The sequence below is a fragment of the Lapidilactobacillus wuchangensis genome, from assembly GCF_003946645.1.
Classification (GTDB): Bacteria; Bacillota; Bacilli; order Lactobacillales; family Lactobacillaceae; genus Lapidilactobacillus; species Lapidilactobacillus wuchangensis.
Genome location: NZ_RHOU01000001.1, coordinates 408,430 through 430,900, shown reverse-complemented (window position 1 = coordinate 430,900; position 22,471 = coordinate 408,430). Strand labels below are relative to the sequence as shown.

19 protein-coding genes, 2 tRNA genes and 1 CRISPR repeat array are annotated in these 22,471 nt (G+C 40.3%); of the genes, 15 read left to right on the top strand and 6 right to left on the bottom strand.

The features are described 5' to 3' along the window. The first annotated feature begins 128 nt into the window (after positions 1 to 128). The 3 genes from EKM82_RS01810 to EKM82_RS01800 are packed head-to-tail and all read left to right on the top strand — an operon-like array spanning position 129 to position 3,264. On the top strand, positions 129 to 1,463 hold the full coding sequence (locus EKM82_RS01810; protein WP_125766620.1) for a hypothetical protein: 1,335 nt from the start codon (positions 129 to 131) through the stop codon (positions 1,461 to 1,463). Further along, entirely contained in the window at positions 1,463 to 2,152 is a 690-nt protein-coding gene (locus EKM82_RS01805) for an ABC transporter ATP-binding protein (protein ID WP_164508049.1), read from the top strand. The genes EKM82_RS01810 and EKM82_RS01805 overlap by 1 nt, the downstream gene beginning before the upstream one ends. Continuing rightward, complete coding sequence (locus EKM82_RS01800) at positions 2,149 to 3,264, top strand: hypothetical protein (protein ID WP_125766618.1); 1,116 nt, start codon at positions 2,149 to 2,151, stop codon at positions 3,262 to 3,264. Before EKM82_RS01805 ends, EKM82_RS01800 begins: the two co-directional genes overlap by 4 nt. Positions 3,265 to 3,566: 302 nt before the next feature. Here the strand turns inward: EKM82_RS01800 and EKM82_RS01795 are convergent. Both EKM82_RS01795 and EKM82_RS01790 read right to left on the bottom strand, forming a co-directional pair. Further along, positions 3,567 to 3,637, bottom strand: a tRNA-Gly gene (locus tag EKM82_RS01795). 78 nt (positions 3,638 to 3,715) lie between these two features. Beyond that, positions 3,716 to 4,357: a pentapeptide repeat-containing protein gene (locus tag EKM82_RS01790; protein ID WP_125766617.1), complete on the bottom strand. Its 642-nt coding sequence runs from the start codon at positions 4,355 to 4,357 to the stop codon at positions 3,716 to 3,718. A gap of 198 nt (positions 4,358 to 4,555) precedes the next feature. Here EKM82_RS01790 and EKM82_RS01785 point away from each other — a divergent pair, with 198 nt between their 5' ends. After that, positions 4,556 to 5,749 carry an MFS transporter gene (locus tag EKM82_RS01785; protein ID WP_125766616.1) on the top strand — a complete coding sequence of 398 codons (1,194 nt, stop codon included), beginning with the start codon at positions 4,556 to 4,558 and terminating at the stop codon, positions 5,747 to 5,749. 118 nt (positions 5,750 to 5,867) lie between these two features. Next, a tRNA-Leu gene (locus EKM82_RS01780) sits at positions 5,868 to 5,951 on the top strand. Between the two features lie 289 nt (positions 5,952 to 6,240). Here the strand turns inward: EKM82_RS01780 and cas3 are convergent. Next, entirely contained in the window at positions 6,241 to 8,799 is a 2,559-nt protein-coding gene (gene cas3 / locus EKM82_RS01775) for a CRISPR-associated helicase Cas3' (protein WP_125766615.1), read from the bottom strand. A 162-nt stretch (positions 8,800 to 8,961) separates the two neighbouring features. Here cas3 and cas5c point away from each other — a divergent pair, with 162 nt between their 5' ends. The 9 genes from cas5c to EKM82_RS01730 all read left to right on the top strand — a co-directional run bounded on the left by cas5c (position 8,962) and on the right by EKM82_RS01730 (position 18,791). Further along, positions 8,962 to 9,669, top strand: a complete 708-nt coding sequence (gene cas5c / locus EKM82_RS01770; protein ID WP_125766614.1) for a type I-C CRISPR-associated protein Cas5c — start codon at positions 8,962 to 8,964, stop codon at positions 9,667 to 9,669. Positions 9,670 to 9,681: 12 nt separating this feature from the next. Beyond that, positions 9,682 to 11,601: a type I-C CRISPR-associated protein Cas8c/Csd1 gene (gene cas8c, locus EKM82_RS01765; protein WP_125766613.1), complete on the top strand. Its 1,920-nt coding sequence runs from the start codon at positions 9,682 to 9,684 to the stop codon at positions 11,599 to 11,601. Then, complete coding sequence (gene cas7c / locus EKM82_RS01760) at positions 11,594 to 12,454, top strand: type I-C CRISPR-associated protein Cas7/Csd2 (RefSeq protein ID WP_125766612.1); 861 nt, start codon at positions 11,594 to 11,596, stop codon at positions 12,452 to 12,454. The genes cas8c and cas7c overlap by 8 nt, the downstream gene beginning before the upstream one ends. Before the next feature lie 11 nt (positions 12,455 to 12,465). Beyond that, entirely contained in the window at positions 12,466 to 13,119 is a 654-nt protein-coding gene (gene cas4, locus EKM82_RS01755; protein WP_125766611.1) for a CRISPR-associated protein Cas4, read from the top strand. Then, positions 13,119 to 14,147 carry a type I-C CRISPR-associated endonuclease Cas1c gene (gene cas1c, locus EKM82_RS01750; protein WP_125766610.1) on the top strand — a complete coding sequence of 343 codons (1,029 nt, stop codon included), beginning with the start codon at positions 13,119 to 13,121 and terminating at the stop codon, positions 14,145 to 14,147. Before cas4 ends, cas1c begins: the two co-directional genes overlap by 1 nt. Before the next feature lie 4 nt (positions 14,148 to 14,151). Continuing rightward, entirely contained in the window at positions 14,152 to 14,445 is a 294-nt protein-coding gene (gene cas2 / locus EKM82_RS01745) for a CRISPR-associated endonuclease Cas2 (RefSeq protein ID WP_125766609.1), read from the top strand. 156 nt (positions 14,446 to 14,601) lie between these two features. After that, positions 14,602 to 16,335: a CRISPR direct-repeat array (repeat unit 32 nt; unit sequence GTCGCTCCTTATATAGGAGCGTGAATTGAAAT). Positions 16,336 to 16,668: 333 nt separating this feature from the next. Beyond that, the gene (locus EKM82_RS01740; protein ID WP_125766608.1) at positions 16,669 to 17,124 is read left to right on the top strand and encodes a flavodoxin domain-containing protein; all 456 of its coding nucleotides are present in this window, start codon (positions 16,669 to 16,671) and stop codon (positions 17,122 to 17,124) included. Between the two features lie 29 nt (positions 17,125 to 17,153). Continuing rightward, positions 17,154 to 18,143 (top strand): DUF2785 domain-containing protein, encoded by a 990-nt coding sequence (locus EKM82_RS01735; RefSeq protein WP_125766607.1) that lies wholly within the window; start codon positions 17,154 to 17,156, stop codon positions 18,141 to 18,143. Between the two features lie 9 nt (positions 18,144 to 18,152). Beyond that, complete coding sequence (locus EKM82_RS01730; protein ID WP_125766606.1) at positions 18,153 to 18,791, top strand: HAD family hydrolase; 639 nt, start codon at positions 18,153 to 18,155, stop codon at positions 18,789 to 18,791. 126 nt (positions 18,792 to 18,917) lie between these two features. Here EKM82_RS01730 and EKM82_RS01725 read toward each other — a convergent pair whose 3' ends face one another. Continuing rightward, positions 18,918 to 19,391, bottom strand: a complete 474-nt coding sequence (locus EKM82_RS01725) for a universal stress protein (protein ID WP_125766605.1) — start codon at positions 19,389 to 19,391, stop codon at positions 18,918 to 18,920. A gap of 61 nt (positions 19,392 to 19,452) precedes the next feature. Beyond that, complete coding sequence (locus EKM82_RS01720; RefSeq protein WP_125766604.1) at positions 19,453 to 19,740, bottom strand: hypothetical protein; 288 nt, start codon at positions 19,738 to 19,740, stop codon at positions 19,453 to 19,455. 557 nt (positions 19,741 to 20,297) lie between these two features. Between EKM82_RS01720 and EKM82_RS01715 the strand changes: the two genes are divergently transcribed. Beyond that, positions 20,298 to 20,498, top strand: a complete 201-nt coding sequence (locus tag EKM82_RS01715) for a hypothetical protein (protein ID WP_125766603.1) — start codon at positions 20,298 to 20,300, stop codon at positions 20,496 to 20,498. Between the two features lie 647 nt (positions 20,499 to 21,145). Here EKM82_RS01715 and EKM82_RS01710 read toward each other — a convergent pair. Then, positions 21,146 to 22,456, bottom strand: a complete 1,311-nt coding sequence (locus EKM82_RS01710) for a replication-associated recombination protein A (protein WP_125766602.1) — start codon at positions 22,454 to 22,456, stop codon at positions 21,146 to 21,148. Between the last annotated feature and the right edge of the window lie 15 nt (positions 22,457 to 22,471).

Here is a 22,471-nt window from a genome sequence, read left to right as displayed (position 1 = left end):
TGGATATTGTTGTCATAACTCTAGTGTAACAGATAGTTCAGATATTAACTATTGCTTTGGAGGAGTTTCAGTACCTAAGTTAGAGCAATAAAGAAAGCGTTGACATTATTTGCTTGGGATTCTATGATGTGAATATTGAGATGCTTTACACAAAAAGAAAATGGAAAATTCTAAAGTGCCTGCTGCAGGAACTGTTACGGAAAAATATTAGCGAAAGTGGGGGCGTTACGTTGTTTGTTCTGGAGCTCAAGAAACTTACTCGTCAAAAGAAAATTAGTAATTGTTTTTTTATTTTAATTATTGCAATGATTCTTTCCTTAGAGCTAACAATTTTTTTGCAAGCTCAGCATAGAAATCAAAGCCTAGACAATTTTCAAGCGTATTTACAGATCTTTAAAAAAACTGCAGGTACTGATTCTGGCACTAAAAAAGAGCTTAAACAACGAAAAAAGCAGTATTTGGCCTTAAAAGAGAATAATGGTTATCAGGCACAGCTATTAGCTAATGATAGTATGCACCTTCAGAATCCATGGATGAGTTATTCTGGCGAGTCATTGATGCCCAATTTGCACTCAGGTGAGGCTGAAGCAACAAAGAAGCAACTGGAATATTTAAAAAAGAATAAAATTGCTGCTAATCTGCCTTTGACGGTTGTGAGTAATCCGATGACTGAATTAACCAACAGCATTCCCGCTGATCAGTTAGATTTTCTTGCTGAAATATTCAAATCGTCTCATACAACTGGCTATGGGCAAATTTGGTTTTGGGCATCAATCGGTGGCGCTTTTATCCTATTAGCGATTATTAATATTTTTTTGGGTGATATCTTAAGTATTGAATGGACTGATAAAACAAATCATCTTGCCTGGATGCGTCTTAATGGCGTGAGAACTTCAAAACTGATTAGCTTAAAATTTGTAGTTCACTATTTTACTTCTTTAGCAGTTGTGTCTGGCGCAACAATAGTATTTTTATTGTACGCAAAATTTCGTTCTGGGTTAGGTGACCTTCTTTATCCCGTCCAAAATTGGCATAAGGGACCAAATATAGTTAGCCAGTATTCTTGGGGAACAGCAAGTGATGATGCGAATTTCTTTTCACCGTTTCAAATTGAGTTTAGACCATTATCAAATTATTTATTGAAATTCATATTATTTATTCTGGTGCTGTTACTTCTGAACAGTGCATTAACCATTGCAATCAATTATCTGATCAGGAATAGAATATTCTCGCTTTCTTTGATGACGTTTGTGCCACTTTTATATTTCGTCATTCCTCAAAATACGAAAACGCCCTTTCAATTCTTGAATTTCGATTGGCTTGCGACCGGATATTTAAACTATTACTATGGCACGTTTGATTCGCTCTTTGGTTTGACAATATTAACACTGATAATAATAATTAGCGCGATTCTATTATTCGTACCCATAGGATTATGCTTGAGAAAGGAAAGGAAATATTGATGACTGATGAGTTACGAATTCATGATTTAACTTTTTCTTTTTCTAAGAAAAAAATCTATGATCACGCTGATTTGTTGATTACAAATTATGGTGTATATGGATTGGTTGGGCCGAATGGCAGTGGAAAAACGACGCTATTTAATATCATTACAGGTCTACTGCGGCCAAAACAGGGTACAGTCATGCTCAACAATAAATCTTTAACATCCAAGGACGTTTTTGAAAACATTTCTTATGTTCAAGACAATTCAGTACTTTACCCTTACCTCACAGGCCGCAATCATCTAAATTTCATTGTTAAACAGTATGACGTTAAGCAAGAATGGCTTAGTAGGGTCTGCGAATATTTAGAAGTGACAACTTTTATTGATTTACCAACTAAAAAACTGTCACTTGGTCAAAAGCAGCGGCTACTAATTGCACTGAGTCTATTACCTAACTCAAAAATACTCTTGATGGATGAACCGTTAAATGGATTAGATCCTGATAGTGTTATCGTTATTCGGGATTTGCTTAAGTCTTTAAGTAAAAAACAAGAAATTGTTATCGTCTCTTCCCATAATCTCGAGGAGCTATCAAAAGTCACCAAGAAGATAATTTTTAAGACGAACAGTGGCTTAAGTTTAGAAGAGCTTTCTAGCGATGTAGAAGCGCGTTATTCAGAACTTTACCGGAGTAAGAAACTATGAAAACAATCAATATTATGCGATTGGGGTTGAAACAATATCAACGTAGGCACTTCATTCTGGTAATCATCGCGCTGGCTGCCTTTTTCGTGACTTTGTTATTTATAATCACTGCTCAACAAATTGATCAGACTAATGCTAGGACAGTTTTAAGATTGGATAAACAGAGCGAGCTACTTGCAAATGATCTACGAGATGTGCCAGCTAAGCCACAAAAGATTAAGCCAGAACAACGTGATTACTGGCGCATCGTTAAATTAAAAAAGCAGCTTTTATACGAGCTGGTTCAAACAAGCAAAGCAAAAAAAGCTAAGAATGAGATAAATTATCGTCATCACCATGAAAAGATGCTTACTTTCTCAACCGACATAAACGGTCTTATTCCAAATTTCTCTGATCAGTATCTTCAGAAAACCCCTCAGACAGTAAGTAAAGAATTAACTAGGGATCGATTTCTAAAAAAGACCGGACAAACTATTATGATCGATAATTATTCTTTATCTATTCCTGGCTTTCTCCTGTTTGTAACTACAGTCCTGGCTAATCCAATAATATTATCTATTCTTATATTTTTATTCAATTGTATTTGGCGCGAGGATTTTGATTCTGAAACTAATCGCTTGTTGTTATTGAGTACCCCCAATAGAAGGAGTCTTCTGTTTTCAAACTTTATGCTTAACATGCTTACATTTATTACGTTTCTAATTTTGGTAATAGCATTTAGCGTGGTGTTATGTACAGTTCACTACACTCCAGAAAGAATTAGTTGGCAGTATCCATTAGGTAGCAAACAAACTATTGTTCAGAAAATTGTCCAACTACTTATTTATCTGTTGCCTCTGGACCTCATTATTACGATGATAAATGATCTTAGCACAATTTTTATAAAACAACTAAATTTCAGAATAGCAGCTAATATCATAATAGTTGCTGCTATAACATTCGGACCAATATTTAGGGCAAACTTTAATCTGTTTTGGCAAACTGGCAGACAACTTTTTTCTCCAATTAGAATACCTTGGCTTTGCTTATTATTTTCTGTTTTAATAATATTAGTTGGTTTCATTATTTTAACTATATGTTTAAGAAAGTATACAATAAAGAACAAATTTTGAGTTACTGGTATTTAAATCTGAATCACCGTGTACGATAGTTTTGCCGATTCAGAAAAGTTATTAGTGTTTGATATTTAGGGGAATGTTTTTTTGGTGGGCCAGCAAGCGTGGAAAAGTAAAAAATCATGTTTTCGTAATTTGTTGATATCATGATGATGCAAAAGTAATCTTCTATCTTTTAAGTCCACTAAGAAATCTCTTCTCAAAAAAGCTTTGGTCTTTAACACTATTTGTGCCATCAACAAGTTTCGAAAAATAGCCCACAAAAAAAGAACCCTTGTCCACCAAGGATTCCATCGTTAAGCGGGTGACGGGAATCGGACCCGCGACTCCAGCTTGGGAAGCTAGTGTTTTACCACTAAACTACACCCGCAAGGATTAAATTGTAATTATTTAACCACAAGAGCTATTTTATCGAATTTCAGTGCCAGTTTCAATAGCTTTTTAGAATTTAATCCGTTGGATCACTAATTTTCACGTTTAAAAAGATTTGCGCGAACCGCGCCGCTTGTTCTTGATCTAATTTAACGCCATAAAGATCGCCCATTTGGACGCCAAGGTTCTTAAAAATACTTTCGCTAAGATCCAACTTTTTTAAACTAGTGCCCAAAAAGCTAGCTTGTTCCAAACGACTTCCTGAAAAAGTCGTTTTCGTTAATTTGGCCTCACTTAGATCGGCGTCACTTAAATCGCAGTCAGTAAAAGCCGTTTGCTTGGCCGTCACTTGATGCCAATTAGTTAGACTTAATTGGCAATTTTCAAAAGTGACGTCGCCTAAATAAGCTTGGTCAAAAGTGGCGCCAATTAATTTACAATTTACAAAATGAACTTGATAAAAGGTGGCTTCTTCAAAATGACAATTTGAGAAGTCACAATTTTTAATTTCGACTTGGTTTAGGTCAAACTTAGCTAAATCGCAATTATGTAAATCTAATTGGGTCAGTCGGGCCTGTTCAATAATGGCGTGATAAATTTCCAATTGGTCGACTTGTTGTTGGCTAATTTCGACCTCACTTAAGTAATGATCCTCAACTTTAAGAAGGTCAGTAAACTGGGTTGGCTGTAAGTTAGGAAGCGTGAAAGTAGTTGTCATGAGTAAATTCCTTTGTTTAAGATACTTCTAATATACTTACGAACGAATGTTTGGTCAAGGCCAATTTTAGTGGTTCTGGCAATTTCGGTTTTATTTCTGAAAGATTAAAACAAACAATTTCGTTAAAGCGCTAGCAAACCGATTTAATTTTCGCTAGAATGAGGTCATTGTATCTTTAAATAAGGGGATTGTTGCTAAATGTTTTCTCTGTTATTAGGTATTATTTATGTGGCGTTTATTAGTTTAGGTTTGCCGGACTCATTGATTGGAGCCGGCTGGCCAGTGATGCATACGCAATTGAACGTGCCGGTTTCGTACGCGGGCATGGTCACGATGATCATCGCCGGCGACACCATTATTTCCAGTTTATTTTCTGATCGGATGACCCGCAAGTTAGGGGCGGGGATGGTGACGGCTCTAAGTGTGCTGACCACTGCGGTAGCGTTGTTTGGTTTCTCAATTTCAACGGAATTCTGGCAGCTTTGTTTGTGGGCGATTCCTTATGGTTTAGGTGCTGGTGCAGTTGACGCCGCTTTGAACAATTTCGTGGCCTTGCATTTTAATTCTCGCCAAATGAACTGGCTCCATTGTTTCTGGGGCGTTGGTGCGGCAATCAGTCCTTATATTATGAGTTACGCCTTGACCCATGAGCTGGGTTGGCACGCTGGTTACTGGATCGTCGGTATTTTACAAGTGATTTTAACCGCAGTGCTTTTCATCAGCTTGCCCTTGTGGAAGATCTCCACAGGCAGTCAGGCCGAAGCTAGTGCCACTCGTAAAAAAGCCATGCGCCTGCCAGAGATTTTACGAATTCCTGGGCTTAAAATCGCCTTGTTAACTTTTATTAGTTACTGTTCACTGGAGGCAATCGCTGGTTTATGGGCCAGCAGTTTCTTAGTTCAGGCGCGTCAAGTCTTGCCCGCGACTGCAGCTAAATTTGCTTCGCTCTTTTATATCGGCATTACCATTGGTCGCTTTTTGTCTGGGTTGGTTGCTGATAAGTTAGGGGATCGTAAACTGATTGTGTTGGGCAGTTTGGGCGTCTTAGTCGGAGTGATTGCCATCGTGCTGCCATTGACGACTGATTATTTTGCTTTGTTCGGGTTGGTGATTGTCGGTTTAGGTTGTGCGCCAATTTATCCGTCGATCATTCATGCAACACCTTTTAATTTTGGCGCCGAAACTTCCCAAGCCGTTATTGGTGTGCAAATGGCCTCGGCGTACATTGGCAGCACCTTCGCGCCACCATTGTTTGGTTTAGTTGCCAACTGGGTCGGATTAAGCATTTATCCTTGGGCGTTGTTGTTGTTTGTCATTTTATTGTTAGGCGCTAATTTCAAGTTAAATCAGACGATTGATCAGCAACATGCGCTTAATGATGCAGTGGACTAATTTGACACTGCTGCCGAGCATTAATTCAGATATGCCTAATAAAACAAGAATTATTTTGACTATTTCTAGATACCTACTTTCTTTTTTGCGAATATCTGGTAAAATAGTACTTGTTATTGCCGCTGTGGCGGAATTGGCAGACGCGCAGCGTTCAGGTCGCTGTATCCTCACGGGTGTACAGGTTCGACTCCTGCCAGCGGCATAAACAAAAAAGTTCTGAGCGCTGAAAAATTGCGCTTAGAACTTTTTTATTTACGCCGCTAATGATTAATTACTGAAATAGGAATCATCTTCAAAGTAGTAGTTTTAATCAGTGTGTCCAATAATTGCTTGGTTTTTGGACACTTCCCAATCGTTCAGGACATTTGTCAATTGGTTACAAATGGCTTATGATTATGAAGTCGTGTTAGCGATAGCTATGCGTGGATTGAAATATAGATACAATGTAAGGTGTTGAAAAGGGCAGCTGGCCATAAGGTCAGTTGCCTTTTTTAGAAGCAGTTAAAAGTTGTAACTGGTTGATCTAATTCCAGACCATACTCTGGTTGATAACTTTGATAAGCCGAATCAAGTAGTTCCTTGGCATGAGGTGAATTAATCAGTGCCCCAATTGGCAGTAGCAGGCGATTTTGCTTTAAGTGTATATACTCTTGCTGGCTAATCGTGATCGTATAACGTTGACTCCGTTTTAGTAATTGATTTAAGAGAGTGAAGTCGATCTTTTCGGTAGTCAACAATTGATTGATGATTTCCTTTGCTTCGTCATTGTAGGGCACTATCACAGCATGGCCCAGATCATTAATGACCTGAAAGTGATTAGCAATATATTTAGGACTGCTGGCTAAATAATTGACGGTCGGTGATAGTGCTTGGGGAAGATTATATTCTGAGACTGGATTATCAGCGAGCAATTGATAAAGTTTGATTCCATTATTGACAGGGTATTGCAGTTCAAGATTATTTTTTTTCTGATAAAGAAATTCAAAATACTCTTGCTGAACAGTGGCCGTTAATAAGTCGGTTGGTGTCTCTTCATACAGATCAAGTATCCGCGAACTTAAGATTTTAGCATCATCCCAGTCCTTCATTGAACTGATATTTTCAATTTGGCTGTTAGGATTGATCAGATACAGGTCGCCACCTTGAGGCATTTCATTATTACGGTTACAGCGGCCAGCAGCTTGAGCAATTGAGTCCAAGCCCGTCATTGAACGAATCACTGCACTAAAACTAATATCAACGCCGGCTTCAATGAGTGGCGTTGTTACCACGATAATCCGCTCTTTACTGTTATTTTTTAACTCAGCCTTGATGCCAATTTGTTGGCCAATGATGGCACTTGAATCATTGGTGCCATTTAATAAATCAAGGCGATGCTGCGCGCACATGTTCGTGCTCAAATGAAAAATTTTAGTGTTGGGAAGATGCAAGTTGGCTAATTGTTGATAAACCTCATGTACAATCTTTTTTGTATTTAAAATAACTAAGGTGTTCGGATGATCAGTCAACTTTTCAGTGGTTAGGTCAACGATGTCGTTAACTGAGTACTGTGCAGAACGACAGCAATTATTGATTTTTACTCGTGAGAAGTGCGGTTCGATTGTCTCATAATCGGGAATGATATCTCTATCAGCTGAGAATTCAAGACCTTCCGGTAGAATATCCAAAGCTGGTTGAGTGGCGGTACATAAAACAGAAGTCGTATTGGCCAATTTCTTTAGGTAATTTAGGGCGCTAACAAACATTTGTAATGTTTTCAAAGGAAAAGCCTGGGCTTCATCAAAAATAATCACAGCATTGTTTAAGTTGTGAAAGCGACGTAAATTTCGGGTACCACTGCCAAAAATCGCGTTAAGAAAGGCCACACTGGTGGTGAAAACAACGGGTCCATCCCAAGTATCGTGAATCAATTGAATTTGTTGCTGGTAACGAATTTGCGCTGCGGTTGGATTTGCCGGTAAAGCTTGGTCATCAACCAAATTTGAATGATGTTCAACGATGAAGTCCGTTTCGGGTCGGTTAGGATCAGTGAATATTTTACGAAAAACCTCGGCATTTTGCTCAATAATTGTGGTGAATGGTTCAATAAAGATAATTCTTTGCTGTTGATTCACCTGAGCGTGTTTAAGCGCAAAACGCATACTAGCTAAAGTTTTGCCACCACCAGTCGGAATTAATAGCCGGTAAATACCAGTTGGTCGACTGGCTGCCGCTGCAGCCTCAGCTGATAAATGTGACCGATCATGATTGATCGCTTGGTTGGCACTGTCTGATTGAGCCATTTCAGTTATTTTTTTTTCAAGTTTTTGACGATATGTCGTCAAGTATTGCCGGTTGTCCTGAGAAAAGTCAGATTTGTTTAGTTCGAAAAGCATGGTGTTTGTTCGATCAGCATCAATTAAAGCACTGAAGATATTTTGACCAATAAAAAAGTAATCACGGTCGTTTAAAGTGTTCTTGTCTTGAAGCTGACTTAGTTCATTGCTGGCTAGGTCAATTAAATCATTAAGTTCGTTTTGACTAATTATTTCGGTAAAGAAACGTTCTTTTATCTGCGGGAAGTACTTGAACCGTATTTTTTGGTCAGCAATATGATCTAGAGATAGGCGTTTGATGAAACTAGGCACCTGTCCACTAGGCTCAGGTACTAAGTAATCATTTAGCGATTGAGAATGATGGGCGCTGATCGCATTACTGATCAGTTCGCCGATTATTTTGGTATTCTGATTTTTATTTTCCGCGCTGTGAGTAAGCTCCCAGATTAACAATGCGCCGGCATAGCTGTGATCAACACTACCACGAATGGCTTGGTCGGGATGAATTTGAGCCAAGCGGATATAATCCTGAAATTCATCGGAGTATTTACCACAATCGTGGAGCAGCCCCGCTAGATAACAAGCCGTGGGTAAACCAAAATCCTGGCCGTATTTTCCTGCTAGTTTTGCTGCTTGCTGCAAATGATCAACCAGTAATTGAATGTCTGAACTTGAAGTCGTAATTGAATTATCGTTTACGAGAATATGGGCGACGAATGGTGAGTGAATTGTCATCTTATCTCCTTGATGCTTTTCATAGAAATAATATAAATTGTATTGACTTTTTTAAAATGTGGACTATGATATTCTTGTAAGCGCATTATTTGGCAACTGACAATCAATTACATTGTATCACAATGAACAAAAATAATTATCACATGATAAGGAGGTTTTGTAATGGATCAGCTTTGGAATCAAGTTTCGTATTTGGTTCATGGAAAATATGCGTTGTTCACAGATCCTTTGACGAAGGGCGGTGGTGAGAAAGAATCTTATTCGGTGCCAACATATGAGTCACTTGTTGGCATCACCTCATCGATCTACTGGAAGCCCACGATTATTTGGGTCATCGATCAATTGCATGTTTTAAAACCAATCCAAATGGAATCAAGAGGTGTGCGGCCAATGGACTACAACAGTCCTAAACCAAATTTAAGTTATGCCAGTTACTTGTGTGATGTGGCTTACGAAGTGAAAGCACATTTTGAATGGAACAAACAGCGCCCAGATTTAAAGCGTGATTGGAATGAAGACAAACATTTTGCCATTGCTAATCGGGCAATTAATGCTGGTGGTCGGCGTGATATTTTTCTAGGGACTCGCGAGTGTCAAGGGTACGTCGAACCATTGACTGATTCGACGCAAACATCGGGTCCTTATGATCAAATACCTGAGATTGACTTTGGCGTCATGTTTCATGGGTTCAATTATCCGGATACTAATGGCCGTAATCAGTTAGATGTACGTTTTTGGCAAGCTGAGATGAAAAATGGTGTCATTAAGTTTCCGCGCCCAGAAGAGTGTCAATTAGTCCGGCCTAATTTACGTCGGATGACTAGTAAGAATTTTGATGAGAATAATTTCTCATTTGTCGATGATGAGTAGGGAGGTGTATTTGTGACACTTTTTAGTGATTTAATTGACGTTTATCAGGCGAATACGGATCAAATTGGTCAGGAAACAGAACTTCAAAAACGTCATGGTTATTTGTTACCGGTTGCAGCAGCGACACAGCGCGCCCAGATTGAAGTGACTGTGAACAAAGATGGTACTTTTCGTCATGCTCGAGTTGTCGATAAAGATCATGCAACAACTGTCATTCCCACGACAATTGATTCTGCCAATCGCACAACGCAAATAGCTCCACATCCTTTACATGATAAATTGGAGTATGTCGCCGGCGATTATCTTAGTTATGGTGGAAAAAAGAAAAAGGCTGGTGCTTATCAGGCATATCTGACTGCGCTAGGTAATTGGGTTGATTCAGATAATAGCCATCCTCGTGTCAAAATTATTTATGAATATTTAAAACAAGGTACTTTGGTTCATGATTTAGTGGCGGCTGGTATTCTTTTTGTGGATAGCGAACAAAAAGTGCTGCCGGCTTGGCCTAAGGAAAGTACTCAGGAAAAACCACCAATTTTTTCAGTGATAACTGGTAATGATCAACTGAGTGCCTTCGTTCGCTTTGATACGGTGGATTTAACGCCCGTGTGGGAAGATAAATCAATTTTTGACAGCTATTACGCCTATTACCAATCAACCTTCGACAAAGCTGACGCTAGTGTCTATGGCTTAGACTATGTTACTGGTAAGAAGGCGATTTTAACTGACAAGAGCCCGCGTTTTATTAGAAATCCTGGTGATGGCGCTAAAATTATTTCAGGTAATGATTCTTCAGGTTACACGTATCGTGGCCGTTTTACCGATAAAAGTCAGGTGGTACAAGTTGGCCTAGCATCTTCGCAAAAAGCTCATAACGCCTTAACCTGGCTGATCTCATTACAAGGCAGTCAAATTGATGGCCGTGTTTACTTAACATGGCTTAGCAACAAAATAAGTCAGGCACCGGACATCACTGCCAGTTCAACAGAAACTATTCGAAAAATTAGTTCAGCAGAAGAACTGCCCTTAGCCACTAGTCAAATTTTTAGTCATGAATTAAATTTGGCCATGCTTGGTTATCGCACTCAATTTGATCAGAGCAACTATTTAGCTCAAGCTCATTTATTACAATTGGATGCTGCTGTTCCTGGTCGCTTGGCAATTCTCGACTATCGGACGATCAATCAAGACGTCTTTTTTAACCGATTAATGAATTGGTACGAGACAACTAGTTGGCGGCTACAAATTTTTGAGGATAAAAAGCCTAAACAAGTCTATGGTACGCCGTCACTTCGAAAGATTGCCCAGGCCGCGTTAGGTGAAAATACTAAGGATAGTTTGATTAAGAGTATGGTTTCAACATTAATTCCATGCGTAATTGATGAGAAGCCAATCCCACTATCAATTGTTCGTAATATTAATAATCGGACCAGTCGACCGACCGTTTTTAAAGAAAGTGAACAAGGGCGTTGGCGTGATTTGTTAAGTATTGCTTGTTCGGTGAATCGAAAGTTTTATCAAAAGGAGGAATTTACAGTGGCTTTAAATGAGGAGACCACAGATCGTAGTTATTTATTCGGTCGGTTATTAGCAATTGCTGACGTTGTTGAGGCTAGGGTTTTATGGAGCAAGTCGCAAGCGCAAGGAAAAACGACTAGTACACGCTCAACTAATGCTTTACGCTATATGTCAACTTTTAGTGTCCGGCCAATGAGCACGTTGAGCACGATTCATAACGCATTATTACCTTACCTAGAGGCAGCAACTGCTCAAGGATACTATCAACGTATCTGGGGTGAGGTCATCACAAAATTCAGTGAAGGTGATTATAACGATCAGCCACTGAATGGCAAATACCTGTTAGGATATTATTCCCAACGAGAAGCATTATTGAATAAAAACAAAATGACGGAGGTAGAAAGTAATGACTGAATTCCAGAATAAAATTGATTTTAAATTGGTGTTTGCGGTTCATAACGCCAATCCTAATGGTGATCCTTTAAATGGCAATCGACCACGACAGAATTTTGCTGGTTATGGTGAAGTATCCGACGTTGCTATTAAACGCAAGATTCGTAATCGCCTTCAAGATATGGGAAATGCTATTTTTGTCCAATCTAATGACCGTAAAAATGATGGCTTTGATAGTTTAAAAGCACGTGCTGAATCAGTTCCTGAACTTAAAGACAGCAAAGATGCTGATGATTATGCGCGCATTGCTTGTCAGACTTGGTTAGATGTGCGCAGTTTTGGTCAAGTTTTTGCCTTCAAGAAAGGCAAGGATAGTAGCAATGGTGTTTCGATTCCTGTACGCGGACCAGTTTCAGTTCAAATTGCTGAGTCTGTCAATCCGATTACGATCAATGATATGCAAATTACCAAAAGTGTTAACTCAGAACCAGGCGGCGGCCGTGGCTCAGACACGATGGGGATGAAACACTATGTTGATTTCGGCTATTATGTTGTCAACGGCAGTATTAACACACAATTAGCAGAAAAAACTGGTTTTAGTGCTGAAGACGCCGAACAAATCAAGCAAGCTTTATTAACCCTATTTGAGAATGACGCTTCTTCTGCTCGTCCTGAAGGTAGCATGGAAGTAGTCAAGCTGTATTGGTGGACTCATCCCTCAAAATTGGGTAAATATCCGTCCGCACGAGTACATCGTTCAGTTCAAGTGACACCAGTTGAGGCAAATGTCATTCCTCACCAAGTTGCCGATTATAAACTATCAGTTGTTGATCAATTACCTGGTGTCGATTTGAAGATTTATCCAGAAGCATAAGTGTTGTGGATATGGCGTATGATGAACAAGATTTTTTAATGATTTCTGGGATTCAGCATTATCGTTTTTGTCCGCGACAGTGGGCTTTGACTCATATCGAACAACAGTGGCAAGATAATTATCTGACTACTGAAGGTGAACAAGTTCATCAGCGAGTTCATGATGAGACCATCAAGGAAAAACGTGGTGATTTATTAACTGTCCGCGGATTACCAATTCATTCTCGTGAATATGGTATTTATGGTGTTTGCGATGCTGTGGAGTTTCGGCGTAATCAACAAGGAATTTCATTGGCCGAACATCAAGGACTATTTCAAGTGCATCCAGTTGAATATAAACATGGTCATTTGAAGACTGATCAAAGTGATCAGATGCAGTTGTTTGCGGAAATAGTCTGTTTAGAAGAAATGTTAGTTTGTCGGATCGATTACGGTTTTCTATACTTTAATGAAACTCATACTCGTGAGAAAATAGATTTTGGCCCTCCGGAACGACAAGAGCTACAAGCAACATGTCAAGCAATGCATCAATTGTGGCAGCGTCGGCATACGCCGGTTGTTCGGCCTAGTAAGAAATGTGAGCGTTGTTCCTTGAAAGACATTTGTTTACCAGAAATTTCTAAAAAAGAAGCTGTTAGTACTTACCTAAAACGGAGGCTAGCATAGTGCGTAAACTTTTAAATACAATCTATATTAACTCCCCAGAAGCATACTTGGCTTTAGATGGTGGCAATCTCGTTGTTATAATTGACGAGAATAAATCACGCGTACCATTGGTTAATATTGAGTCAATTGTTTCAGTTGGTTATCGTGGTGTTAGTCCAGCTTTAATGCGGTACTGCACAGAAAATAAAATTGGGTTAGCATTTGTCTCTAGAACAGGCCTTTTGACTTGTCGATTAGTTGGTGAGAATAATGGTAATGTGCTCCTAAGAAAGACGCAGTATGCAGTTTCTGAAAGTACAGATCAGGCATTGGCAATTGCTCAAAATTTTATTGTTGGTAAAATTTATAATCAACGTTGGGTCATTGAACGAATGACTCGTGATCATGCTGCTCGCATCAATGTGCCGCAGTGCAAAATAATTTCTGATGAGTTGAAGCAAGCTATTACTAGTTGTTTAGCCGTAACTGACATTGATTCGCTAAGAGGTATTGAAGGACAAGCGGCTAATCGCTATGACTCGGTTTTCGGTCAATTTATTTTGCAGCAAGCTGCCGATTTTCAATTTAATGGTCGTAGTAAACGACCACCACTTGATCGAGTTAATGCACTTTTATCGTTAACTTATACCATGCTGGGTCATGAATGTGCAGCTGCTCTTGAAAGTGTCGGGCTAGATGCGTATGTTGGTTTTATGCATACGGATCGACCGGGCCGTATTTCATTGGCATTAGATTTAATGGAAGAATTGCGGGCACCATTAGCAGATCGTTTTGTTTTGAGATTGGTCAATCAACAAATTGTGAATGTCAAAGATTTTACTGTCAAGGAAAACGGGGCCGTTTTGTTGACTGATGACGGCCGCAAGAAATTCTTCGACGCGTGGCAGAAACGTAAGAACGAAACGATGACTCATCCGTATTTAAATGAGAAAATTGAGTGGGGCCTAATTCCGTATACACAAGCATTATTGCTCAGTAGGTATTTACGAGGGGATTTAGACCAATATCCGCCGTTTTTATGGAAGTGAATTTATGCTAATTGTTGTTGCGTATGATATTTCTCTAGTAGATAAAAAAGGTCAAAAACGTTTACGTAAAGTTGCCAAGAAGTGTGAGCAATATGGACAAAGGGTTCAGAATTCAGTTTTTGAATGTTATTTAAGTTATGATCAGTTTACAAAAATGAAAATTGAGCTTTTGGCATTGATTAATGATCAAGAGGACAGCCTAAAGTTCTATCGATTGGGGAAAAACTACCAAAATAAAATTGAGACTTTTGGAACCAAAGAGGTTTTCGACTTGCATAATGACACGTTAGTTTTCTAGTGCGAGGTTGATACAAACAGAAAAAGCCTGGCGGGTTCGCACCAGAAAAAACCTATTTTTCATAACTTTTTTACTTGTGATTTTATTTTTCAAATAATATATTCAGAATAATTCATTGTTATTCGCATTTTTTAGTGGTTTTTGCATAAAATCACGGTCGCTCCTTATATAGGAGCGTGAATTGAAATTAACAACTTAGGTAGCGTAAAAGTTAGCGTCGGTGTCGCTCCTTATATAGGAGCGTGAATTGAAATAAGTTTGCTAGTCCAGGACGAACGCTTCTCAGGGTCGCTCCTTATATAGGAGCGTGAATTGAAATAAAACGGTGTTAGACTATGGCACGCTAACGATGTCGCTCCTTATATAGGAGCGTGAATTGAAATAGATGATACGCTCGGAATTGTTATGGGTGATACGTCGCTCCTTATATAGGAGCGTGAATTGAAATAAAACAAAAGCTTAATGCAATTCAGGTTTTGCTGTCGCTCCTTATATAGGAGCGTGAATTGAAATATTACCGGGAAACATACTATTGTTTTTACCCTTGTCGCTCCTTATATAGGAGCGTGAATTGAAATAGCGGTTGGTTGATTATGTTACTAGCGCCAGTGTCGCTCCTTATATAGGAGCGTGAATTGAAATAATCAACCGTTATATTTGCCCTATGAAGAGGGTCGTCGCTCCTTATATAGGAGCGTGAATTGAAATATAACAAAGTGTTGTGTATATGGAACTGTTTGAAGTCGCTCCTTATATAGGAGCGTGAATTGAAATATAATTCGGGTGATTTTGTTCATATGCAATTTTGTCGCTCCTTATATAGGAGCGTGAATTGAAATTTAAATGGCATGACTTAGCCCCCCGTATTGTGAAGTCGCTCCTTATATAGGAGCGTGAATTGAAATATCAAACGAATTTTTGTAGGCTGTGTTGAGCGAGTGTCGCTCCTTATATAGGAGCGTGAATTGAAATGCATACGGCAAGGCAAAAGACGGCAATGCTGCTAGTCGCTCCTTATATAGGAGCGTGAATTGAAATCCAGCAAGCAGTTATTCGCGGTGATGATCAATGTCGCTCCTTATATAGGAGCGTGAATTGAAATTAACCAACAGACCCTTCCAATTAATTTTCAGCGTCGCTCCTTATATAGGAGCGTGAATTGAAATCTCGGCCTGGTAAAAGAACATTGATGGCCGATGTCGCTCCTTATATAGGAGCGTGAATTGAAATTGCGCCTAGAGGAGAGCTTGACGAAGGTTAGCGCGTCGCTCCTTATATAGGAGCGTGAATTGAAATATCAGGCCCACTTGGGTTGTTGGAGAAAATGTTGCTAGTCGCTCCTTATATAGGAGCGTGAATTGAAATTGTGCGGCTTTCTTTTCGGGAATGCCTGCTTCAAGTCGCTCCTTATATAGGAGCGTGAATTGAAATTTGCCCTTGCCAAATCCAAATGTAAAGTTGCCGCCGTCGCTTCTTATATAGGAGCGTGAATTGAAATAGCACTCTGATGGTCACGTAACTGTTAATAAGAGTCGCTCCTTATATAGGAGCGTGAATTGAAATAACGGCTGACATGATCAAGATGTTAGACAGCGAAGCGTCGCTCCTTATATAGGAGCGTGAATTGAAATTTATCATTGCGATAGGCAAAGTCGTTCTCGTCATCGCTCCTTATATAGGAGCGTGAATTGAAATTTTGAGCCGCGCATAGCTTTGCGAATCATTTCCGTCGCTCCTTATATAGGAGCGTGAATTGAAATAGTTCACCGGACAACCTCACCCAACTAAAAACGTCGCTCCTTATACAGGAGCGTGAATTGAAATAAACTCGGCGTCGTGGTTTTAAAACTCAACGTGAGTCGCTCCTTATATAGGAGCGTGAATTAAAATATAAAATCCACATGACTAAGCCAGTTCCTAGATTAGCGTTTCTTCGTGTACAAAAACGTGGCTGCAATGCAAATGCACCAATTGGCGTACTGTACAAAATTTATAGAATCGTCTGCTGCGGAATGAACACGATCAACAGATTATCTTGACTAGCTACGAGAGTCTCACCTAAAAGTAATTTTAAAGATTCTCAATTGGACTAATTCGACCATGATTTTTCAAGAATTTAGTTTCTTAATCATTTCAATATACGATTTATCTCAGTGTCGGTACTGCTTGTCGGCTTTCTATGTTAAAATCAAAGTTATGTAGTTAATTGAGGAGTGTGGAATCATGTCTGACAAAATTGCGCTTATTTATGCCAGTAAATCTGGTCGTAACGAGAAAGTAGCCCAATACCTTAATCAACAATTCGCAACGCTTAAGCAGCCAATTGAGTTAGCCGAAATGGCCAGTTTTCCGATTGAACATTTGGCCGATTTTGCTGGGGTAGTGCTGGTTAGTTATACTTATTATGAGGGACAGTTGCCCGATGAAGCGGTGGCGTTTTTTGACGCACTTGAAACCGTTGATTTACGTGGCAAGTACTATGCTTTGACAGGCTCTAGCTCAATTCAGCATCGTTATTTTGGGCGGGCGTTAGATTTATTTGATCAGAAGCTTGCTCATCTTGGTGCGCAACGAGCGACCGCCGTTTTGAAAATTAATTTGGACAGCGATCGGGCCGATTTAGCACGGCTTGATGCGTTTTGTCAGCAAATTATTGATTTCGCACAGAACAATCATTAGTTTTTATCATGGAAAAGTAGGTAATCTTTTTGGCAGCAGCAGAAGAAATTATGCGCGTGCGCTTGGCTGTGCGCGATTATTATCATCAATTTAGCCAAGGCTTGAATTTCGACGAATTAACTGACCAATTACGCCACTTGAAGCGGTCAGTTGAATATAGTAAACGGCGGCAACATGTGGCGCCCATCGCTAGTGGTGACTTAGCCGATCTAAAGAAAACGTTGAACAGTTTGGAGCAGCGGATTTATAATTCTGACGATAGTGCTCTAGTCAGTGATGACGAACTGGATCAGTTGCTGAGTAATATTGGTATTTTGAATCCAGCATTACGTGATGAGAAAATCTTGTTGATTTTTAACGGCTTAGTTGGCCGGCAAGCTTTTACGTCGGCACAAATTTGGCCAACGCTGGCTTATTTGATCCAAGATGATGTGCTCTTCAGTCATATATTGGAACCGGAAAATGATGCGGCTTTTGGTCGTGCCGTCGCGGTGATTTTAATTTCGTTTTTACTTGTGGCTGATCGTTTGTACGGTAATGTCATCACTGATCATCAATATTGGCAGGTCATCCAAAAGTTAACGCTCTACGCAATTTTAGAAAATGATGCGCGTGGTTATGTGCCTGATAAAGGCTGGGTCCACGCTTATGCTCGTCTAGGAAATATTCTTGAGGAAGTGGCTGAGAGCCGGCTAAATCGTGCTCAGAAGCTTTATTTCTTAACGGCGGTGATGGCAGCTTATCAAGAAATCAAAGTGCCATTTGCCTTCGGTGAAGATCAACGACTTGCTAAAGCAGTTGTCAATTTGGCCGGTAAAGAGAAGTTCTACAATGATTATTTAATTAGTCTTCTAGGCCAGTGGTTGCATCAAGCACCGTCGATTCAACCGGGTGTGGGTTATGATTTTTGGGTGCAGCGCTATAATCGCGAGCATTTCTTTGCGAATGTCTTACTGATGCCAGAGGTGCCCCATGATCTTGTGAAGTTTATTAAAAAAATACCAGAATTATTCGGATAGGATGGCATCGTGATTAAAGCAGTTATTTTTGATATGGACGGGGTGCTGATTGACAGCGAACCTTATTATTTACAACGGCGGTTAGACTTTTTCGCTTCAGTAGCGATTACTGTGGCTAAAAGTCAATTGCAACAAGTGGTTGGTGGCAATATGAAAGTTGTGCTGCCACTGTTGCTCCCGGGAAAAACAGCGCCGGAATACGCGGCCTTGTTGCAGTCTTACCGTGCTTATAAAGCAAGTCACCCATTGAATTTCACCGCGGCCTTGCAACCAGGGGCGCGCGAAATTTTGCAAGAGTTGCAACAGCAGGGCTATCAATTGGCCTTGGCATCGTCTAGTGATCGCCAGTTTATTCAAGAAATGCTGACCAAAACACAGTTAACGGACGTATTTTCCGTGGTTCTAAGTGGTCAGGATTTTGCCAAAAGTAAACCAGATCCCAGTATTTATTTAACATCCTTAAACCAATTAGGGGTCACTGCCAAAGAGGCGCTGGCAATTGAGGATTCGCAAATGGGGATTGCTAGCGCTAAAGCAGCCGGTATTTACACACTGGCTTTTGCGGTGACTAATCCTTTAGTGGCCACTGATCAAAGTGCCGCTGATGCCAAAATTGAAAAGTTTGACCAAGTCTTGACTTATTTGTAGCTCGCAAATTTGGTTTTACTGGCCGTTAATTTAGGATTACGACTAAATGATTTGATTTATTTTCGTAGACAAATAAAAGCTCGCCTAATTTGTGATAAATTAGGCGAGCTTTTTTAGATTTGAAAACTATTTTTCAGCTTTTAAAGCTGGTTTGTTATCGAGATCAGTCCGGACAACTAGGACATCGCAAGCCGCATTGCGAGTGACAAATTCAGTAACAGACCCGAGTAATAGGCGTTCGACGGCGTTCAGGCCAGTGGCACCAATCATGATCAAATCAACATGTTCACGATTAGGAAATTCTCGACCTAAGATTGTCTTAGGCGAGCCATATTCGATGAAATAGCTGACTTTTTCAAGACCATTTTCTTGAGCTGTTTTAACATATTCTTCCATTGTTTTCTTCGAAGTTTCTGAAACTTCTTCGACCATGGCCGAATCGAAACTGGAGACGTTTTGGAAAGCACGCGTGTCAATAACGTGAACTAAGAGCAGCTCAGCATTATTCCGCTTGCTAACGGCAACGGCCTTCTTGAAAGCTAATTCTGATTCAGATGAACCATCAATTGCAACTTGAATTCGGTGATATTGTTGTAACATCTGCAACGCTCCTCTCATATACAACTTCATTTTACAGCATCTAAGGTGAAAAAAGAATTAATTAGTCATTACCATTGGTTAAAATAATGGCAAAACCGGCGGCAACGATACTACCAGCAACCAGCGTAATTAAATTTGCCTGGGCTGGGGCGAGCCAAAGAATCAACAAGCCACCAATAGCAACAATAAACAGCAGCACACTGGTAACTAACATCATTTGGCGAATACGCGGAGAACTTTCTGGTTTGAAAACTAAAAAGTCCTTGGAGAGATGAGTTAATAAATAAATTGCTAAAACCAGTAATAAAATAATAAAAATGATCATGGCGACGCTAATTAACGTTTGCATGGCAAACTCCTTAACAAGAAAATTTAGTCAATATTAATAAGTAATACATTACCTTGAAATGCCGGGAAATGCAAAAAAATTCGTTAAACAATGAAATAATTTAAGTAACTGCCATTAAAAACGTCTGCTAAAAGAAGGTTAACCTAATTTAGGCCACAAAAAAGGACCAGACAAGCTGGTCCTACAAAGTCTTAATAACTTTGGGAATATCTAGTGGTGCCGGAGCGTGATTCACTTTGTTGAACCCGCTAATAATTAAAGCAGGATCACGACATCACTGTCAGCGTAGTTAATCAGCGAATGATCGACATGCATAACAGGTATCTGCCGTTTAATGTCATATTACTTGATCGGTCAACATAATTAATGAATCAATCGAACACCTTAGAACTTCCATAACTAAGAGTACCATGATTTTAGAAAAAATGCAACGAGCAAGCGCTTGCTTACCTATAGTGGCCGCGTTTGGCCAAATTTGCGTATCTGGCTAGTAGTGCTAAGTCGAGAAATTTGTTGGTGTAAGTATAGTGGTAAGTCTTCCCCAATTAGGGTGGCGGTTGCCGGGCGATTTAGAGGGCATGGAACGCTGTGGCCGTCGATTTGAAGTTGAATTGGTTTTGGGCAAAATAGCGGACAACTCCGTTGCGGCCGGCGGGTTGTGGAACGCTGCCGACGCTGATTTGAGACTTTCGCAGAAAGGCTCAAATACAGGTCTTCTTCTAAATGGCTACCGCCATCAAGAAGAACTTGGCGGCTGACAACCCGGCGGCCTCCACTACGTTTTGAACTAAACTTACCCACTTTAGATTTGATAGATATCAAGACAATTCAAGTGAAACTAGGTGATAATCGCCTAGCAACCATCTGATAAAACTAGCAGAACTCAGCACACTATTAGAAAAACAGAGTGAAGTAAACTAACAGGCCTGTTTGACAAACTTTCTGGAATTAAACCAGAAAATTGTCAAGCAGGCCTATTTCGATACTACTATTTAGTTACAATAGTAATTTGAATTTAGGTGCTCAATTCCGCTAAAAGTGTCTTAAGTTCTAACCAAGTTGAAGTGCACCAAATTAACTCCAGACGGCGTGGAGGGATCTTGGCGTCAGCCGCCAAATTATCGTTAGTGCTTTAGCACTTACGATAAGACCTGTATTGAAGACTTTTGAAAAAAGGCTTCAATCAGTGTCGGCCGCGTTCCACGTCAAGCAGCCCGGAACAGAGTCAGACGCAATTTTGTTTATTCATCTTCACAGGGTTTTGACTCTTTTGAACTTTGGTCTTTAATTGGCTTCAATCGATGCCGGCCGCGTTCCACAACCAGCAAGCCCGCAATGGCGTCAGAACCAATTCTGTTTCATCACACTCCCTGGTTTTTAATGGCTTTGACGTTTGAAAGACATGCTAGTCCTTTTTACCATTGTTTTTACGTAAGCCGGTTTGTTGGGCTTGGCGTAAACGATAATATTGCTGACCCAAGGCCGTTTCAATTTTGCCATTATCTTTAGGGTGATAATATTGCTTACCTACTAAAGTATCTGGTAAATATTGTTGGGCCAACCAGTCATTCGGCGCGTCGTGCGGATATTGATAACCAACACCGTGGCCTAGCTTAGCAGCACCTTTATAGTGGGCATCTTGGAGGTGGGCAGGAATTCGGCCAGCGTGACCTTCGCTAATGTCGGATAGGGCGGCATCAACTGCCATGATTGCCGAATTAGATTTTGGTGAGACGCAGAGTTCGATCACAGCGTCGGCCAGAGGAATCCGAGCTTCAGGAAAGCCTAAACGTTCGGCAGCTTGGCAGGCAGTGATTGTGCGGGCGGCCGCAGCAGGATTTGCTAAGCCAATATCTTCATAAGCAATTACCATTAAGCGCCGAATAATGATGGGCAAGTCGCCAGCAGTAATTAAACGGGCTAAATAGTGCAGGGCGGCGTCAGTGTCACTGCCACGAATTGATTTTTGTAACGCGGAGATCACGTCGTAATGGGCGTCGCCATCTTTATCATGGGAGAAACTTTTCTTTTGAATCGAGTCTTCTAAATCTTGTAAGGTTAAGTTGATGACACCAGTTTTACTATCAGGTGGCGTTGACTTAGCGGCTAATTCCAAACCGTTTAATGCCGAACGTAAATCGCCATTGGTTCGTTCGGCAACAAAGTCCAAAGTTTGGTCTGCAATTTTGATGGGCAGTTCACCTAAGCCGCGTTCGCGGTCAGCCAGCGCCCGTTGCAACGCTATCTTAATATCGGCCGGTGTCAGGGGATAAACTTCAAAAATCTGCGTTCGACTGCGAATGGCGGGATTAATGGTTAAGTAAGGGTTTTCCGTGGTGGCGCCAATTAAAACAATGCGACCACTTTCTAATTCGGGCAACAGAAAATCTTGTTTTGCTTTATCCAGCCGATGAATTTCATCCAACAACAAAATAACCGTGCCGCTCATTTTGCCTTCAGCAGCGACGGCTTGGAGATCTTTCTTAGTATCAGTTGCCGCATTTAATTTGCGAAATGCGTATTTGGTACTACCGGCAATGGCGCTGGCGATACTTGTCTTGCCAGTGCCAGGGGGGCCATAGAGAATCATCGAACTTAATTGTTTGCTGACGACCATGCGATTAATAATTTTCCCAGGGGCCACTAAATGTTGCTGACCGACGACTTCTTCAAGAGTGCGGGGTCGCATACGCCAAGCAAGGGGATGTTGCGCCATTAAAATAAAACTCCT

Bases quoted from the DNA above. Each gene is read 5' to 3' on its own strand.
- EKM82_RS01805 (WP_164508049.1), top strand. From the start codon at position 1,463: ATGACTGATGAGTTACGAATTCATGATTTAACTTTTTCTTTTTCTAAG.
- EKM82_RS01800 (WP_125766618.1), top strand. From the start codon at position 2,149: ATGAAAACAATCAATATTATGCGATTGGGGTTGAAACAATATCAACGT.
- EKM82_RS01790 (WP_125766617.1), bottom strand. From the start codon at position 4,357: ATGACAACTACTTTCACGCTTCCTAACTTACAGCCAACCCAGTTTACT.
- EKM82_RS01785 (WP_125766616.1), top strand. From the start codon at position 4,556: ATGTTTTCTCTGTTATTAGGTATTATTTATGTGGCGTTTATTAGTTTA.
- cas3 (WP_125766615.1), bottom strand. From the start codon at position 8,799: ATGACAATTCACTCACCATTCGTCGCCCATATTCTCGTAAACGATAAT.
- cas5c (WP_125766614.1), top strand. From the start codon at position 8,962: ATGGATCAGCTTTGGAATCAAGTTTCGTATTTGGTTCATGGAAAATAT.
- cas7c (WP_125766612.1), top strand. From the start codon at position 11,594: ATGACTGAATTCCAGAATAAAATTGATTTTAAATTGGTGTTTGCGGTT.
- cas4 (WP_125766611.1), top strand. From the start codon at position 12,466: ATGGCGTATGATGAACAAGATTTTTTAATGATTTCTGGGATTCAGCAT.
- cas2 (WP_125766609.1), top strand. From the start codon at position 14,152: ATGCTAATTGTTGTTGCGTATGATATTTCTCTAGTAGATAAAAAAGGT.
- EKM82_RS01740 (WP_125766608.1), top strand. From the start codon at position 16,669: ATGTCTGACAAAATTGCGCTTATTTATGCCAGTAAATCTGGTCGTAAC.
- EKM82_RS01725 (WP_125766605.1), bottom strand. From the start codon at position 19,391: ATGTTACAACAATATCACCGAATTCAAGTTGCAATTGATGGTTCATCT.
- EKM82_RS01720 (WP_125766604.1), bottom strand. From the start codon at position 19,740: ATGCAAACGTTAATTAGCGTCGCCATGATCATTTTTATTATTTTATTA.
- EKM82_RS01710 (WP_125766602.1), bottom strand. From the start codon at position 22,456: ATGGCGCAACATCCCCTTGCTTGGCGTATGCGACCCCGCACTCTTGAA.